Annotated in this window: 8 protein-coding genes; 3 read left to right on the top strand and 5 right to left on the bottom strand. The window is 75.6% G+C overall.

Annotation, left to right across the window (positions count from 1 at the left end; genetic code table 11):
* The first annotated feature begins 40 nt into the window (after positions 1–40).
* A complete protein-coding gene (locus ACIQ9E_RS07040; RefSeq protein WP_403703179.1) occupies positions 41–6,577 on the top strand; it encodes a type I polyketide synthase in 6,537 nt (2,178 codons plus the stop codon).
* An 83-nt stretch (positions 6,578–6,660) separates the two neighbouring features.
* Here ACIQ9E_RS07040 and ACIQ9E_RS07045 read toward each other — a convergent pair whose 3' ends face one another.
* From ACIQ9E_RS07045 to ACIQ9E_RS07055, 3 genes are read right to left on the bottom strand one after another with little or no spacing between them, the layout of a single operon-like run.
* Positions 6,661–9,543: a BTAD domain-containing putative transcriptional regulator gene (locus ACIQ9E_RS07045; protein WP_403703182.1), complete on the bottom strand. Its 2,883-nt coding sequence runs from the start codon at positions 9,541–9,543 to the stop codon at positions 6,661–6,663.
* Between the two features lie 14 nt (positions 9,544–9,557).
* Positions 9,558–10,508, bottom strand: a complete 951-nt coding sequence (locus ACIQ9E_RS07050) for a BTAD domain-containing putative transcriptional regulator (protein WP_403703184.1) — start codon at positions 10,506–10,508, stop codon at positions 9,558–9,560.
* Positions 10,505–11,068 carry an NADPH-dependent FMN reductase gene (locus tag ACIQ9E_RS07055; RefSeq protein WP_403704034.1) on the bottom strand — a complete coding sequence of 188 codons (564 nt, stop codon included), beginning with the start codon at positions 11,066–11,068 and terminating at the stop codon, positions 10,505–10,507. Before ACIQ9E_RS07055 ends, ACIQ9E_RS07050 begins: the two co-directional genes overlap by 4 nt.
* Before the next feature lie 506 nt (positions 11,069–11,574).
* Between ACIQ9E_RS07055 and ACIQ9E_RS07060 the strand changes: the two genes are divergently transcribed.
* Together ACIQ9E_RS07060 and ACIQ9E_RS07065 are read left to right on the top strand one after the other, a co-directional pair.
* Positions 11,575–13,281 (top strand): GAF domain-containing protein, encoded by a 1,707-nt coding sequence (locus tag ACIQ9E_RS07060; RefSeq protein WP_403703187.1) that lies wholly within the window; start codon positions 11,575–11,577, stop codon positions 13,279–13,281.
* 193 nt (positions 13,282–13,474) lie between these two features.
* Positions 13,475–13,846, top strand: a complete 372-nt coding sequence (locus ACIQ9E_RS07065) for a response regulator transcription factor (protein ID WP_403703190.1) — start codon at positions 13,475–13,477, stop codon at positions 13,844–13,846.
* Here ACIQ9E_RS07065 and ACIQ9E_RS07070 read toward each other — a convergent pair.
* Positions 13,824–14,477, bottom strand: a complete 654-nt coding sequence (locus ACIQ9E_RS07070; RefSeq protein WP_403703193.1) for a response regulator — start codon at positions 14,475–14,477, stop codon at positions 13,824–13,826. The two genes, ACIQ9E_RS07065 and ACIQ9E_RS07070, sit on opposite strands and share 23 nt — an antisense overlap.
* Before the next feature lie 517 nt (positions 14,478–14,994).
* Positions 14,995–15,951, bottom strand: coding sequence for an AraC family transcriptional regulator (locus ACIQ9E_RS07075; protein WP_403703196.1), 957 nt, complete (start codon positions 15,949–15,951; stop codon positions 14,995–14,997).
* Between the last annotated feature and the right edge of the window lie 72 nt (positions 15,952–16,023).

Below are 16,023 nucleotides of genomic sequence, written 5' to 3' on the forward strand. Positions count from 1 at the left end.
GTACGGCGGCGCGGGCCGGGCGAACAGGAGAACGATCCCCATGCAGAGCGACAGCCCCATGCCCCCTCCCGCCCGGAACGACGGACCGGACACCGGCCCGGACAACGCACCGGACAGCCGACAGCACAGCGGACGGGACAACGGCCCGGACAACGGAACCGACAACGGAGCCGACAGCGGACCGGACGGCGGTGACGAGCGGCTTCTGGCCTATCTCAGGCGGGTCACCGCCGATCTGGCCCGGACCAACCGGCGTATCGCCGAACTGGAGGCCGCCCCCCGCGAACCCATCGCCGTGGTGTCGGCCGCCTGCCGCTACCCCGGCGGCGCCGACACCCCGGAGGACCTGTGGCGTCTCGTCGCGGACGGCACCGACGCCACCTCCGGGTTCCCCACCGACCGCGGCTGGGATCCGGACGCCCTCTACGATCCGGAGCCGGGCCTGCCGAACCGCACCTACACCCGCCGGGGCGGCTTCCTGCACCGGGCACCGCTCTTCGACGCGGACTTCTTCGGCATCTCCCCCCGCGAGGCCGCGGCCACGGACCCCCAGCAGCGGCTGCTGCTGGAGGTCGCCTGGGAGGCCGTGGAACGGGCCGGGATCAGGCCCGCACAGCTGCGGGGCAGCGATACCGCCGTCTACACCGGTCTGGCCGGACAGTCGTACCTCGGTCTCGAAGGGCACGGCGAGGAGGCGGCCGGCTATGTGATGACCGGCGGCGAACCCGGGCTCGCCGCCGGGCGTATCGCCTATGTCCTCGGGCTGCACGGACCGGCGCTGACCATCGACACCGCCTGCTCCGCCTCCCTCACCGCAATCCATCTGGCCTGCCGTGCGCTGCGCCGCGGCGAGACCTCCCTGGCCCTGGCCGGAGGAGCGACCGTACTCGCCACACCGGGTGCCTTCCTGGACTTCGCGGTCCAGCGCGGACTGGCACCGGACGGGCGCTGCAAGTCGTACGCGGACTCCGCGGACGGCACGGCGTGGGCCGAAGGCGTCGGCCTGGTGCTGCTGGAGCGGCTGTCCGACGCACGGGACCGGGGCCACCCCGTCCTCGCCGTCATCCGCGGCACATCCGTCAACTCCGACGGCGCGTCCAACGGGCTCACCGCGCCGAGCGGCCCCGCGCAGCAGCGGGTGATCCGGCAGGCCCTGGCCGACGCCGGGCTGGCCGCGGCGGACATCGACGCCGTGGAGGGCCACGGCACCGGCACCCGGCTCGGCGACCCCATCGAGGTCAACGCGCTCATCGCGGCCTACGGAGCGGACCGGCCGGCCGGGCGGCCCCTGCTGCTCGGCTCACTGAAATCGGCGATCGGGCACGCTTCGGCCGCCGCCGGGGTCGGCGGACTGATCAAAATGGTGATGGCCCTCCGGCACGGTGTGCTCCCCGCGACCCTGCACGTGGACCGGCCGACATCGGCCGTCGACTGGACGGCGGGCGGCGTCGAGCTGCTCACCGCATCCCGTCCCTGGCCCCCGGGCGACCGCCCGCGCCGGGCCGGAATCTCCTCCTTCGGCATCAGCGGCACCAACGCCCATCTGATCCTGGAGGAGGCCCCCGCGGCACCCGGGCCGGACGGCCCGGACGACCCTCCCGACCGTGCGGGACACCCGCTGCCCTTCCTGGTCTCCGGCCGGGACGGGGACGCGCTGCGCGGTCAGGCCCGGGTGCTGCACAACGCGGTACGGGCCCCGGCCGCCGGAGCGCCCGAGGAACAGGACGCGGCCCGCGCCCCGCTCGGCGCGCTCGCCGCCGCGCTCGCCCGGACCCGGACACCGATGGAGAGTCGTGCCGTCGTCGTCGCCCACGACCGGAACGGCCTGCTGACCGGGCTGGACGCGCTGGCCGCGGACCGGCCGCACCCGGCGGTGGCCCGGGGCACCGTCCGCCGCGATCGCACCACGGCCTTCCTGTTCACCGGCCAGGGCGCGCAGCGGGCCGGTATGGGCGAGGGGCTGCGTACCCGGTTCCCTGTCTTCGCCGACGCCTACGACGAGGTGTGCGACCGGCTGTCGCGGGAGTTGGGGCGGTCCCTCGGCACCGTCGTCCGCGAGGGCGGGGCGCTGCTGGACCGCACCGAGTTCGCCCAGCCCGCGCTGTTCGCCTTCGGGACCGCGCTGGCGCGGCTGCTGATGTCCTGGGGGGTGCGTCCCGCGTATGTCGCGGGGCATTCCCTGGGGGAGATCACGGCCGCGCACGTCTGCGGTGCCATCGGCCTCGACGATGCCGCGGCCCTGGTCGTCGCACGCGGACGGCTGATGGGCCGGCTGCCCGCGGAAGGGGCGATGGTGGCGGTCACCGCGTCCGAGGAGGCGGTCGCCCCCCTGCTGGCCGGGTACGGGGACGGCGTGTCCGTCGCCGCCGTCAACGGGCCGGAACACATCGTGCTGTCGGGCCCGGTCCGGGCGGTGACCGCACTCGCGGAGGAGCTGCGGGGGCGCGGGGCGCGGGTCCGGCGGCTGCGGACCAGCGGGGCCTTCCACTCCGCCCAGCTGGACCCCCTGCTGGCCGAGTCGGCCGCGTTCGCGGAGGGGATCACCCCCGGGGAGCAGCAGGTGCCGCTGGTGTCCGCGCTCACCGGCGGACTCGTCGGCGCGGAGCGGCTGGGCGACCCGCTCCACTGGGTGCACCACGCACGCCGGCCGGTGCGTTTCGCCGCTGCCCTGCGCGCCCTCGCGGGCCACGGAGCCGACACCTTCGTCGAGATCGGCCCGCGCGCGGTGCTGACCGCGCTGGCGGAGGAGAACACGACCGCTGACGGCGCCCTCGCGGTAGCGGCGCTGCACGGCACAGGGCCCGAGCCCGAAGCGCTGCTGGAGGCCCTCGGTACCCTGCACTCCCACGGTGCGGACGTCGACTGGGACGCCTTCTTCGCGGCGGAGTCCGCCGCTGCCCCGGCCGGTTCCGGGACACCGGGCCGGGTCGCCCTCCCGACCTATGCCTTCCAGCGGCTGCGGCACTGGCTGAGGCCCGCACCGGACACTCGGGACCGCGGTCTCCCGGTCGACGGCACCGGGTCCGAGACGACTCCGGCGGGCGAGGCGGTGCTCGGTGCGCTGCTCGGCTCCACCGAACCGGCGGCCGCGGGCGCGGCGCTGGCCGCCCTCCTGCTGCGGGCGGGGGACGAGACGGACCATCCCGTGGTCGAGACGCTCGCCCTCGGCGAGCCGCCGTCCGGTGCCGGGAGCGGACCGGCCGAGGTACGTGTGACGGTCGCCGCGCCCGACGGGTCCGGCCGCCGGCCCTTCACCGTGCACGCCCGGCGGCCGGACCCGGACGCGCCGTGGACCGCGTACGCCTCCGGCGTCCTCGCCCGGTCGGCCCCGGCCGTACCCGGAGACCCGGCCGGACCTCCGGACGGTACGTCGGCGGAACTGGCGCTCACCGAGGACGAGACGACCACCGTGGTGGCCGCGCAGCGGGCCCTGCTGCGCCGTGCCGTCGAAGCCCTGCTTCCCGCCGCCCCGCTCCGCTGGTACGGCCTGCGGGCGCACCGGGCCGGGCCCGCCGCGGTGACCGCCCATATCGCCCCCGACGGAGGGCGCGCGTACTCCCTGGCCCTGCGCGACGGTTCGGGGCGGACCGTGCTGAGCGCGGACCGGCTGGACTGCTCCGCGCCTCCCCCGCCCGCCCCGAGCGGCTGCCCGGACGAGCTGTTCGAACAGGTCTGGGAGCCGATGGCCGGGGATGCCCGGCCCCCGCGCCCGCTGTCGTGGGCGTCCCTCGGGCAGGAGACCGCCGGGCTGCCGGGGCCGTGTCACCGCGATCCCGCGGCCGTCCGGGACGCCGTACGCCGCGGGCACCGCCCCGATGCCGTGGTCCTCGAAACCGCGGCCCGCCCCGTCCCGGAGGGCGGACCGGTGGCGGACCCGGCCCGCGCGGAGCTGCTGCGGGTGCTGGCGCTGACCCGCGCCTGGCTCCAGGACGATTCCCTGGCCGGAATCCCGCTGATCGTGCTGACCCGGGGCGCGGTCGCCGTCCCCGGGGAACCGGCCCCCGATCCCGTCGCCGCCTCCGTCCGGGGTCTGCTGGCCTCCGCGCAGGCGGAGCATCCGGGCCGGCTGGTGCTGGCCGATCTCGCTGCCCGGCCCGCCGGGGACGGGCCCGGGGAGCCCGGGGAGCCCGCGGCCGGACTGCGGTCGGCGCTCCGCTCGGGCGAGCCCCGGGTGGCCGTGCGGAACGGCCGGGTGCTGGTGCCCCGGCTGGTACGGGCGGACGCCGCCACGGCGCCCCGGATCCGGATCGGCCCGCCCCCCGGCGGATCGGGCACGGTCCTGCTCACCGGCGGTACCGGAGCCGTCGGCCGGATCATTGCCCGGCACCTCGTACGGGCCCATGGCGTACGCGATCTGCTGCTGGTCAGCCGGGGCGGGCCGGACGCGCCCGGCTGCGCCGCGCTGCTCGCCGAACTCCACCGGGCCGGGGCCCGCACCGAGGCGGTCGCCTGCGACGCCGGTGACCGGGCTGCGCTCGCCGCCGTACTGGAGCGGATTCCGCGCTCCCGCCCGCTGACCGCGGTTCTGCACGCCGCCGGAGCCCTGGACGACGGCCTGTTCACCGATCTCGACGCCGGCCGGCTGGACCGGGTGTGGCGGGCCAAGGCCGAAGCGGCCCGCCACCTCCATGAGCTGACGCTCCGTCCCGGACCGGGGCGGCCGCCCGTCCCCCTGGTGCTGTTCTCGTCGGTCGCCGGGATCTTCGGCGGGGCGGGGCAGGCGAACTACGCCGCCGCCAACGCGTATCTGGACGCGCTCGCCGCCACCCGTACCGCACTCGGCCTCCCCGCGGTCTCCCTGGCCTGGGGCCTCTGGGAGCTGGCGGACGGCCTCGGCGGGCACCTCGGGGACACCGACCGGTCCCGGCTCGCACGGCAGGGGTTCGGCACCGTGACACCGGAGCGGGGTCCCGCCCTGTTCGACGCCGCCCTGCACACCCGTACGCCCGTGGTCGCCGTCGGCCCGCTGGACCTGGCGGCCGTTCGCCGCTCGGGCGAAGTCCACCCCCTGCTGCGCGGGCTGGCCCGTACCACCGGCGGCTCCGCCGGTCCGTCCCCCCTCCGTACGGCATCCGCCCACGGTCTCGCAGCCCTGCCGCCCGCCCGCCGGGGCGAGGAACTCCTCTCCCTGGTGACCCGGCGCATCGGGGAGGTGCTCGGGCACAGCGGGCCGGTGGACCCCGGCCTTCCGCTGGACTCCGCCGGGCTCGACTCCCTCACGGCCGCCCGGCTGCGCGGGAGCCTGGTCGCCGACACCGGGCTGGACCTGCCGCTCGCCCGGGTCTTCGCCCACCCCACTCCGCGCGCCCTCGCCCAAGCCCTGCTGGAAGGAGTCGGCGGGCAGCCCGCCCGGGACGAGGCGCTCCCCGGCTTCTCCGCCGACGCCCGGCTGCCGCGGGACATCGTCCCGGCCACGGCCGTACCCCGGGGGACCGCTCCCCGCCGGGTGCTGCTGACCGGCGCCACCGGCTTCGTCGGCGCGTTCGTGCTGCGGGATCTGCTGCGGACGACCGATGCGACCGTGCACTGTCTGGTCCGGGCCGCGGACACCGCCCGCGGGGAGGCCGCGCTGCGCCGGACCCTGGAGTGGTACCGACTGGCGGACGACGTCGACCCGGGCCGGATCGTGGTGGAGCCCGGCGATCTCGCCCGGCCCCGGCTCGGCCTCCCCGACGGCCGGTACGCCTACCTCGCCCGCCACGCGGACGCGGTGTTCCACGCCGGGGCGCACGTCAACTGGGTGCAGCCGTACGCCGCGATGCGGGACACCAATGTCCTCGGGACCGTGGAGGTCCTCCGGCTCGCCGCCCGCCACCGCACCGTTCCGGTCCACCACCTCTCCACCACGGGCGTCTTCACCGGCCCGCCGCCGCACGGCCGGCCGCTGCGCCCGGACGACGCCACCGGGCCCGCCGAGAAGCTGCCCACCGGCTACCGGCAGAGCAAATGGGTGGCGGAGCAGCTCGTCCTCGCCGCCCGTGACCGGGGGCTGCCCGTCACCGTCCACCGGATCGACGTGGTCTGCGGCGACCGGCTGAACGGCGCCTGCCAGGGTCAGGACTTCATCTGGCTGGCCCTGCGGGCCATGCTGCGCGCCGAGGGAGTGCCCGCAGGTGCGCACACCGTGTTCCCCATGGTGCCGGTCGACTCCGTCAGCGCCGCCGTCGTCGCGCTCGCCGGCCGTCCCGATACGGTGGGCCGGGTCTTCCACCACTCCAACGACAATCCCGTACCGCTCGCCGCGATGGTCGACCGGCTCCGGGCGCTCGGCCACCGGCTGCCCGAAATCGACCGGGACCGCTGGGTCCGGCGCGTCACTGCGGACACCGGCAATCCGTTCGTCCCGCTGCTCGACGACTTCGAGGCCGTCATCGCATCGGCGGCTCCGGCCTATCCGCGGATCGACAGCTCCCCGACGGAACAGGCTCTGCGCGGCACGGGCACCGCCCGTCTCCCCGATGTCGCGGAACTGGTCGAACGGTACGCCGCCTTCTTCACCCGGACCGGATTCTTCCCCGCACCGCCCCCGGGGGAACCGGCCGGCACCGAGGGGGCCGGGAAGCTCCGGCAGGGCTGACAGCGGCGCGGCCCCGCCGTCCGGCGGGGCCGCTGTCGTGCCGCCCTCGTCGCACGGCGCCGGACGGCACCGTCGACGGGGTGTCAGATACCCGGTCGCCCGGCCCCGGCGTCGCGGCGGTCCTCCGCGCTCCGCCGCCAGGCCCGCACCACCCGGTCCAGCTCGACCAGCCGGTCGGACGGTGTCTCGGCCAGGGCCAGATACTCCGCCGTACGACCGCCCGTGGCGAGGGGGAACGGCGGCTCCTGCGCCCCGCGGCCGTTCAGCGCGGAGCGGGCCAGCTCCTCGGCCCGGCGTCCGGTGGCGGTCTCCAACCGCAGCGCCTCGCGGCGCAGATGCCGGGAGACCGTCCCGTCGCCGTCGAGCCGCCCCAGCCACTCCGCCACCGTCCGGTGCGCCCCGAGCCGGTCCGCGGCGGACCATCCCGAGCGGGCCACATGGCGTTCCAGGACGGTACGGAAGCCGTAGCGCCGCCCCGGACCCTCCCCGCCGATCCGCTCCAGCACCCGGCGCCGGACCAGTTCCTCCATCAGGGTCACCGCCTCCGTCTCGGCCAGCCCGCACACGGCCGCCACGGCACCGGGCCAGGCCGCCTCACCGACCACGCCGACCGTCTCCGCCACATGGCGCAGCAGCCCGGAGAGCGCGGCCAGTTCCGCCCGGGACCGGCGGTGGACCTCCACCGGCACGGCGACACCGCCGTCGCGGCGGGCCGAGCGCAGACCGTCCTCCCCGAGGAGCGCGGTGTACGCGGCCACCATCCGCGGGTTGCCGCCGGTGACCTCGGTGAGCAGCCGGGCGAACCGTCCGCCGAGCGGATGCGCACCCGCCCGTACGTCCACTTGGCGGGCCACCGCCGCGGTGTCCCACGGACGGAGCGGCAGCACCGGCCACCCGCTCTCGGCGGTCCACTGCGGCCGCCGGTGCTGCAGCGCGGGGCGGGCGGCGGCGACCACCAGGGAGGAGCCCGGTCCCCGGGAGCACCCTTCGATCAGATCCAGTACGTCGTCGTCGGCCAGGTCCAGATCGTCGACGAGCACCAGCACCCTCCGGCCCGGTACGGGGCCCGACATCAGCAGTCGCCACCAGGCCGTCAGGGTCTCCCGCGGTTCGCCGAGACCCCCTCGGCCCGCGTCCGCCGACGCGCCGTCCAGCAGCGGCATCAGCCGTGCCAGGCTCCGGTCGGGGTCGGCAGATCCGGCCCGGTGGACCGCGTCCACGAGCCCGGGCAGGGCGGTTTCGCGGGAGTCGGCGTCCGTGATCCCGAGGCAGTCGCGCAGCCCGGTGGCGAGGAGCCGCAGGGTGCTGTCGTCGACCGCCGCCGTCGGAGCGCGTACCGCCACGAAGGTGTCGTCGTACGCGGTCACGGCGTGTTCGAGGTCGTCGAGGAGCCGGGTTTTGCCCAGGCCGGCGTCACCGGTCACCAGGAGGACCCGGCGGGAGGATCCGTCCGCCGCCGCGACCAGCTCCGCGAGGGGTTCCGGCGGGTGCGCGGTGCCGCCGTGCGGCCGTACGGGTGCCGGTGGCGGCGGCGTCCGCCGCGGATGGGCGCCGTGCGCGGCGCGGATACCGGGCCGGCCGGGCACCGGCCGGTACTCCAGGTGTTCCGCCGTCCGGCGCCAGGTCTCCTCCGTCACCCGGACCTCGCCGTCACCGACGTCGAACAGCAGGTTCTGGGCGTCGTCGACCGCGGCACCGGCGATGGACAGCGGCGCGCCCGCCTGCCCCGGATAGTGGATCAGGACCTCTCCGGTCGCCACCGCGGCCCGGACGCCCACCGGATGCGCCCCCCAGCGGTCGCCCGCGAAATGGTGGCGGACGGCCAGAGCCGCGGCGACCGCGCGCCGCGGATGGTCCCGGTCGTGGCTGCCGGTGTCGGCGAACACCAGCAGCCACAGGGCCCCGAGCCGGGCGGCGACGCTGCCGCCGAAGCGCTCCGCCTCGCTGCTCGCGCGCCGGCACACCTCGGCGAGTCCGCCGTCCAGGTCCTGGGCCGGCTCTTCGTCGGCGGTCCCCGGCCGGGGCACGGCCCGCAGCAGGACCGCCGTCACCTCGCTGCGGACGTGCGCCGGGTGGACCGGACCGTCCTGGCCCGCGGCCGGGACGGGGTGGCCGAAGGGGCGGCGCGCCGCGCCGATCAGCGCGGACGTCTCGTGGGACGGCCGCAGCAGTGCCGGGTCGTGGGCGAGGATCGCCCGGTGCAGCTCCCGGAGTTCGCGGCCCGGCTCCAGACCCAGCTCGTCGGCGAGGCCCGCGGCGAAGTCCCGGTACACGGCGAGGGCTTCGCTCCGGCGTCCGCAGCGGTACAGGGCCGTCATCAGATGGGCGGGCAGCCGCTCCCGGTGCCGTGCGTCGCGGGCGGCCCGCCACAGCTTCGGCAGGACGTGATGGTGGTGGCCCAGGCGCAGTTCCGCGTCGACGTAGTCCTCGAAGACATCGAGCCTGGCCTCTTCCAGGGCCCGCAGCTCCGGCCAGGACACCCCCGTCTCCACCAGGTCGGAGAGTGCGGGGCCGCGCCAGAGTCCGAGGGCTTCGCGCCAGGTGCGGGATGCCGCGGGCAGCAGTCCGTCCGCGCAGAGCGCCCTTCCCCGCGCGGCGAGTTCCTGGAACCGCAGCAGATCGACCTGGTCCGTCCCGGCCCGCAGCAGATAGCCGGGCGGCCGGGTCAGCAGGCGGGGGCCCGTGCTCCCGTCCGCCGCCGACAGCGCGGTCCGCAGATGCCATACGACGTTCTGCACGCCCTTGCGTGCGGACGGGGGCGCACCGGCTCCCCAGAGCGCGGTGATCAGCCTGCTGGCCGGGACGACCTCGTTGCACCGGAGCAGCAGACAGCCCAGGGCCGCCCGGCGCCGCGGGCCGCCCAGGGGGAGGACGTCGGGGCCGCGGGTGGCTTCCAGCGGCCCCAGCAGGTTCAGCCGGACCTCCGCCGGGGCGGGCGTCCGCGATGTCGTACGGGTGCCGTTCATGACGCTCCGGGTTCTCAGGTGCCGGGGCCGCATCCCGGGCCGGGGAAGGCGGCGGAGACAGGGAGGCCCGGCCCGAGCAGCGCCGGGTCGTGGGTGAGGACCGCCTGCTGGAGCAGCCGCAGCTCCCGGCCGGGCCGGTGTCCGGTGCGGTGGGCTCCGGCCTCGCGGGCACGGTGGTAGACGTCGAGCGCGTCGACCTGACGCCCCACCCGGTAGAGCGCGACCATCAGCAGTGCCGTCAGCCGCGGCCGGAGCGGCTGCTCCTCGGCGTGGACCATCAGCTCGCGCACCACGTCGTGGTCGCGGCCCAGGGCGAGATCCGCGGTGACCGCCGCGAGACGGGCCGCCCAGCGCTCCTCGCGTACCGCGTCCGATTCCGGCCAGTGCGCGCATTCGGGCGCCAGATCGGCCAGGACGTCACCGCGCCACAGGTCCAGCGCCCGCCGCAGGGTGCGGGCCGCCCCGGGCCAGTCGCGGTCGGCGAGCTGCCGCTCCCCGCGGGCGGCCCGCCGCCGGAACCGGAGCAGGTCGACCTCGTGGGGGGCCGCTTCGATCAGCCAGCCGCCGCGGTCACCTCGCCGGGCGGGCGGCAGGGGGACGCCCGCCCGGACCGCGGGCAGTGCGCTGTGGAGTGCCGACACCGCGCCGGACACCATACGGGGCGCGGTCAGCGGCGCGTCCTCCGGCCAGAGGGCGGCGGTCAGTTCGTCCGCGGACACGGCCTCGTTGCTGCGGAGCAGGAGGTACCCGAGGACGGTGCGGACCCGCCGGCTGCCGAGGGGCGGCCGGCGGCCCCGGTGCAGCACCTCCAGCGGGCCCAGCAGATTCAGCTCGGTCCGCCCGCTCCGGGGCTCCCTCGGGGCCGGGCGCCCGGCTCCCCGTCCGGCGGGCGGGTACGGCTCGGGGGGCAGGGGCGCGGTACGGACGGTGAACCGGGGGCGGTCCGCGGTCCTCGCCGGGCTCATACCGGCCCCGCCTCGGCCCGGGTTCCGACGGTCAGGCTCAGCATGGCGGCGCAGCGGTGCAGTTCGGCGGCGAACCGGACGAGCCGGTCGGCGAGCGCCGTGTCCGGCACCGTTGCCGTCCCGGCCGACGGGGATCCGCGCCCTTCCCGCACTCCGACGAAGTCCTCCGGGCAGGCGGCGATCTGGGTGGGCACCACCCAGCCTCCCAGGGATCTGGCGACGGTGCGCAGCTGGTCGCAGACCACGTTCCCGGAGCGCGGTCCGGCGCCGTGCGCCACCAGTCCGACGGCCTTGCCGGCGAATCCGGTCGCCGGCAGTTCGTCCAGCGCCGTTTTGAGCAGGCCCGAGTAGCCGCTGTGGTGTACGGGGCTCGCCAGCACGATCGCGTCGACGGCGTCGACCTTCTCGGGCAGGGCGAGCCGGGACAGTTCGCACCGGGGGACCCGGGCGAGTTCGACGCTCCGGACCTCGCCGCCCGTCGAGCCGACCGCGTCCGCACAGGCCGCCGCGAGCAGCCCGGTCGAGGAGTGCGGCCGAGGACTTCCGATGATCACGAGCATGCGCACGGGTGGGGTCTCCGTTCTGGTCCGGGGCGCCGCGGGCCCATGGCCGTGCGGGCGCTCAGTGGTGGTTCACAGCGGTGGTGGACGGGGTCGGTACGGTTCTCGGCGACGGTGCCGGGACGGCCTCTCCACCGGTGACCCGGCCCCCTTTTCCCCTGCCGTCCCGTGCGCTGCGGCGACCTCGTTCGCGGAGACGGATCCGCCGCTCCCGCGCCCCCCTTCCAGAAGTACCCGGATCCGTGCCACCGCGGCATCGCGGCCAGCAGCCAGCGGCTCTTCCCATCAACCCCACCTGCTGGTTCCAGCTAGCTGCAATCCCCGGCCCCTGCACGGCGTCCGAGCCGGTGGCCGGAGAGCGGGCGGAGGGAAAGGGACCGGCCACTGCGTTGTCCGGCCCCGCCGTCCCCCGTTGACAGGACCTCCGGTCCCGGAGGAACCTGGCTGGTCGGCGAGAGCCCGGCGGCGCAGACCGTCACGGGCGAGCGGGAAGGCTTCACTGCTGCGTGTCGAACGACCGGATCGTCCAGGAGCGGGCGGCACTGCGCCGGGTGGCGGCCCTGGTGGCCGGTGCGGCACCACCGGAACAGATGTTCGCCGCCGTCGCCGCCGAGGTGGGGCGGGCCGTCGGCAGCGACCTCACCGGTATCTGCCGGTTCGACCCGGACGACACCGCGTCCGCCGTGGGCTCCTGGTCGACGGCGGGCCCTGCTCCGCCGTTCCCCGTCGGGACCTGGATCCGGCTCGGTGGCCGGAATGTGGTGACCCGGGTGTACGAGACGGGCCGGCCGGCCCGGATCGACGCCCCGGCCGAAGCCTCCGGTGAACCCGCCGACTATGCGCGGCAGCGCCGGTTCGGCCCCGTGGTGGGCGTGCCCGTCCATGTCGAAGGCCGCCTCTGGGGCGTGGTGATGGCGATTTCGATGTCCTCGCTGCCGCTGCCGCCGGACACCGAGGACCGGCTCGCCGGTTTCACCGATCTGCTGGCGAACGCCATCGCCAATACACAGGCGAGAACGGAGCTACGGGCCTTCGCCGATGAGCAGGCGGCGCTGCGGCGCGTGGCGACCCTCGTCGCGCGGGCGGCCCGGCCCGACGAGGTGTTCGCGGCGGTCGCGGCCGAAGCCGGGCAGTTGCTGGGGGCCGATTTCACCGTACTCGGCCGGTACGAACCGGCGGGCGCCGCCACCTATGTGGCGGCGTGGACCCGGACGGGCCGCGCGTTCCCGGTCGGCATCCGGGTGGAGGCCGGCGGTACGAACATCCATACGCTGGTCTTCGAGTCGGGTTCCCCGACGCGCATCGACGACTACACCAAGGTGGCATCGGGGGCGGCCGCCCGGGTCGGCCGTGACTGGGGGTTCCGCGCCGCGGTCGGCATGCCGATCAGTGTCGAGGGGCATCTGTGGGGCTGCGTCAGCGTGGCCTCGATGGCGGAGAACCCGCTGCCGCCGGATACCGAGGGCAGGCTGGCCGGATTCACCGAACTGGTCGCGACCGCCATCGCCCAGGCCGAGGCACAGGCGACGCTCACGGCGTCACGGGCGCGCATCGTGACCGCCGCCGACGGCGCACGGCGCCGCATCGAGCGCGATCTGCACGACGGCACCCAGCAGCGCCTGGTCTCCCTCGCCCTGCAACTGCGCACGGCCCAACTGGCCGTGCCCGCCGGTGCCGATGACCTGTCCCAGCAGTTGGACGAGGTGGCGGACGGTCTGGTCGAAGCGGTGGACGAACTCCGCGAGATCGCCCGCGGGATCCACCCCGCGGTGCTCGCCGAGGGGGGACTGTACGCGGCGCTCAAGGCGCTGGCCCGCCGCTCCGCCGTCCCCGTCCGGCTCTCCATCGCGACCCGGGACCGCTATCCGGAGCCCATCGAGACCGCCGCCTACTACGCCGTGTCCGAGGCGCTGACCAATACCGCGAAGCACGCCGGCGCGACCCTGGTCGACGTCCGTGTCGATGTCCGGGACGGCCGGCTCCACATCGTCATCGGCGACGACGGCGAGGGGGGCGCCGACCCCCGTCCCGGCGGCGGGCTGATCGGGCTCACCGACCGTATCGAGGCCCTCGGCGGCAAGCTCGGACTGCACAGCCCGCACGGCTCCGGAACGACCCTCCGGCTGTCCCTGCCGGTAGACGGCGGCGGCGAGCCTCCGCGTACCGCGGCTCCCGGACCGCCGGACCACGATGCCGTACCGATCGGCGGCTGACCGGTCCGGCGACCGCGGCCGGCCCCGCGCGAACGGGACCACCGCGGCCCCGGACGGGGGTTCGGGCCCGGGGGCGGCTGCCCACGGCCGGGCGGACCCGCCGCAGCACCCCGGCTCCGGCGGGCCCGCCGGAGCCGGAGGACTACCGGCTAGCGGCAATGCGCGAGGAGATCCACACTGCGATGCTGCCCTCATGGTGCGCTGCCTGATCGTCGACGACAGCCCTGCCTTCCTGGCCGCGGCCGCCCGGCTGCTGCGGCATCAGGGGATCACCGTCGTCTGCCTGGCGACCACCTGCGCCGAGGCCCTGCGGGAAGCGCAGGTGGTGCAGGCCGATGTGGCGCTGGTCGATATCGACCTCGGGGGCGAGAGCGGTCTGGAGCTGGCCGAGCGCCTGTACCGCCGGTCGGTCCCCGCGATCCTGATCTCCACCCACTCCGAGCAGGACTACCGGGATCTCATCAGCACCAGCCCGGCCATCGGCTTCCTGCCGAAGGCCTGCCTGTCCGGCCCCGCCGTCAGAAGGCTCCTCGACGCCGCCGCTACTGAGCCTCCAGAAAAGTGATCACGGCGAGCACCCGGCGATGGTCCTCCACCGCCTCCGGCAGGCCCAGTTTGGCCAGCAGACTCCGTACGTGCTTCTCCACGGTGCCCTCGGTGATCCAGAGATGACGGGCGATCCCGACGTTGGAGCGGCCTTCGGCCATCAGCGCGAGCACTTCGCGCTCCCGTGCGCTCAGCCGCTCCAGCGGGTCCTCCCGGCGGCGTACCGACACCAGTTCGCGTACCAGCGCCGGATCGACCACCGAACCACCACGGGCGACCCGCTTCAGCGTGTCCAGGAACTCCGCCACATCGGCCACCCGGCTCTTGAGCAGATATCCGATGCCCTGCCCACTGGCCAGCAGCTCCATCGCATGCTCCACCTCGGCGTGCGCCGACAGCACCAGGATCCCCACCTCGGGCAGTTCCTGACGGATCACCCGGGCCGCGGCCAGACCCTCGGTGGTGTGGGTCGGCGGCATCCGGATGTCCACGATGGCCAGATCGGGCCGGTGTAATCGGACCAGGTCCAGCAGGCCCGTGGCATCGCCGGACTGCCCGACGACCTGGTGCCCCGAGCGTTCGAGCAGACTGGCCACCCCTTCGCGCAGCAGAACGTCGTCCTCGGCCAGTACCACCGTCACCTCTGCCATAGCCGGCATTATCGACCACTCCTCGCCACTGGCCGACAGGGCGCGTCGCGGACCACGGGATTCCGCGGGCGGGCCCGCCGGTCCCCCGGGTCCGGCCGGTACCGTCCACGGCCGCGGTACGGCGCCTCTCAAGGTCCGGCCGTCTCGGGCCGGGTCCGCCTGCCGAGGGTCCCGGTCGCGGCGGAGCGCCGGACACCCGGACACCCGGACGGCCGACGCCGCTCGCGGTGCCCGTGATGACGATGGTTCCCGTTGACATCGAACAGCCCTGCTTCCCCTGGGGAGAGCTTTCTCGGCGGCGAGCGGACGCGGCACGGGCGGAGCCGTACGGGCACCGCGCCGCATGCTTAGTGAAACATCGTTGTGCTATATCTGCAACGCGATTGCCCCCATCCGGAGGGGCGTTCGAAACCCCCTTCGAACGCGCCCGCCGCACCGGGGCCGTACGTGTCCGCGTGACCGCGCCCCCGGTGGCTGCGGGCCGGGCCGGGCGCGGAGCCGGGCACGGCGGCCCCGCTCAGTCCGCCCGCACCGCCTCCCGGTAGCGGCGAGGGGCCAGCCCGGTGGTCCGTTTGAAGGCGTTGCTGAAGGCGCTCTCCGACCGGTAGCCGAGGGACGCGGCGATCGCGGAGACGGGAGTGTCCTCCCGCCACAGGGCGTGCTGCGCCAGGCGTATCCGCCAGGCCCGCAGATAGGCCAGGGGCGGGACGCCCGCGGTCTCCTTGAAGCGCTGGGCGAAGGTGGTACGGGACATCGCTGCGGCGCGGGCGAGTTCGGTGAGCGTCCAGGCGTGCCCCGGGTCGCCGTGCATGAGGCGCAGGGCGGGGGCGATGTGCCCGTCGGCGAGGGCACGCAGCCAGCCCGCCGGATAGACACGGGCGTTCGCGTCGGCGAGGAAGACGCGCAGAACCTGCACGAGGAGCAACTGCGCCAGGCGCTCGGCCGCGAACGCGGCCCCCGGGGCCCCCGACCGTATTTCGCGCAGGGTCTGGTCCATGAGCCAGCAGGCCGCGGGCGCCTCGGCCGTGGCGGCGCCGACGTGCATCAGCGGCGGGAAGGCGCTCAGCAGCAGGTCCCGGCCGGCGGCGTTGAGGTCGATATGGCCGCCGATGGTGACCGTGTCCCGCCCTTCGTCCCCGGCGTGGACGAAGGTCCCGGCCGGCGCCCGGAGCAGCGGCAGCACATCGACCGGCGGGACCGCCGGATCGCTGGCCAGGGTGTAGCGGCGGTCTCCGGCGAAGACGGCGATATCGCCCACCTCCAGGCGGACGGGGCGTTCGACGCCCTCTATCACCAGCCAGACGACGCCTTGGAGTACGGCCTGGACCTTCAGCCTTCCCGGCGCCGGGAAGGCCAGGGCCCAGTCGCCCGCGGCGGTCAGTCCGCAGGACAAGGCACAGCGCGCACCGGTGAGTTCGAGGGTCTCGGTGAAGGGGTCCCGCGGGGACGCGGCCGCGGGAAGGGGTGCCGACATGTGCGGACTCTCGCGCAAGTCACCCGGACGGACAAGCATTCACAACCTGTGCCCCACTGGTGACGATGGGTT

The sequence above is a fragment of the Streptomyces sp. NPDC094448 genome, assembly GCF_044763775.1.
GTDB lineage: Bacteria > Actinomycetota > Actinomycetes > Streptomycetales > Streptomycetaceae > Streptomyces.

Bases quoted from the DNA above. Each gene is read 5' to 3' on its own strand.
- ACIQ9E_RS07040 (WP_403703179.1), top strand. From the start codon at position 41: ATGCAGAGCGACAGCCCCATGCCCCCTCCCGCCCGGAACGACGGACCG.
- ACIQ9E_RS07045 (WP_403703182.1), bottom strand. From the start codon at position 9,543: ATGAACGGCACCCGTACGACATCGCGGACGCCCGCCCCGGCGGAGGTC.
- ACIQ9E_RS07050 (WP_403703184.1), bottom strand. From the start codon at position 10,508: ATGAGCCCGGCGAGGACCGCGGACCGCCCCCGGTTCACCGTCCGTACC.
- ACIQ9E_RS07055 (WP_403704034.1), bottom strand. From the start codon at position 11,068: ATGCTCGTGATCATCGGAAGTCCTCGGCCGCACTCCTCGACCGGGCTG.
- ACIQ9E_RS07065 (WP_403703190.1), top strand. From the start codon at position 13,475: ATGGTGCGCTGCCTGATCGTCGACGACAGCCCTGCCTTCCTGGCCGCG.
- ACIQ9E_RS07070 (WP_403703193.1), bottom strand. From the start codon at position 14,477: ATGGCAGAGGTGACGGTGGTACTGGCCGAGGACGACGTTCTGCTGCGC.
- ACIQ9E_RS07075 (WP_403703196.1), bottom strand. From the start codon at position 15,951: ATGTCGGCACCCCTTCCCGCGGCCGCGTCCCCGCGGGACCCCTTCACC.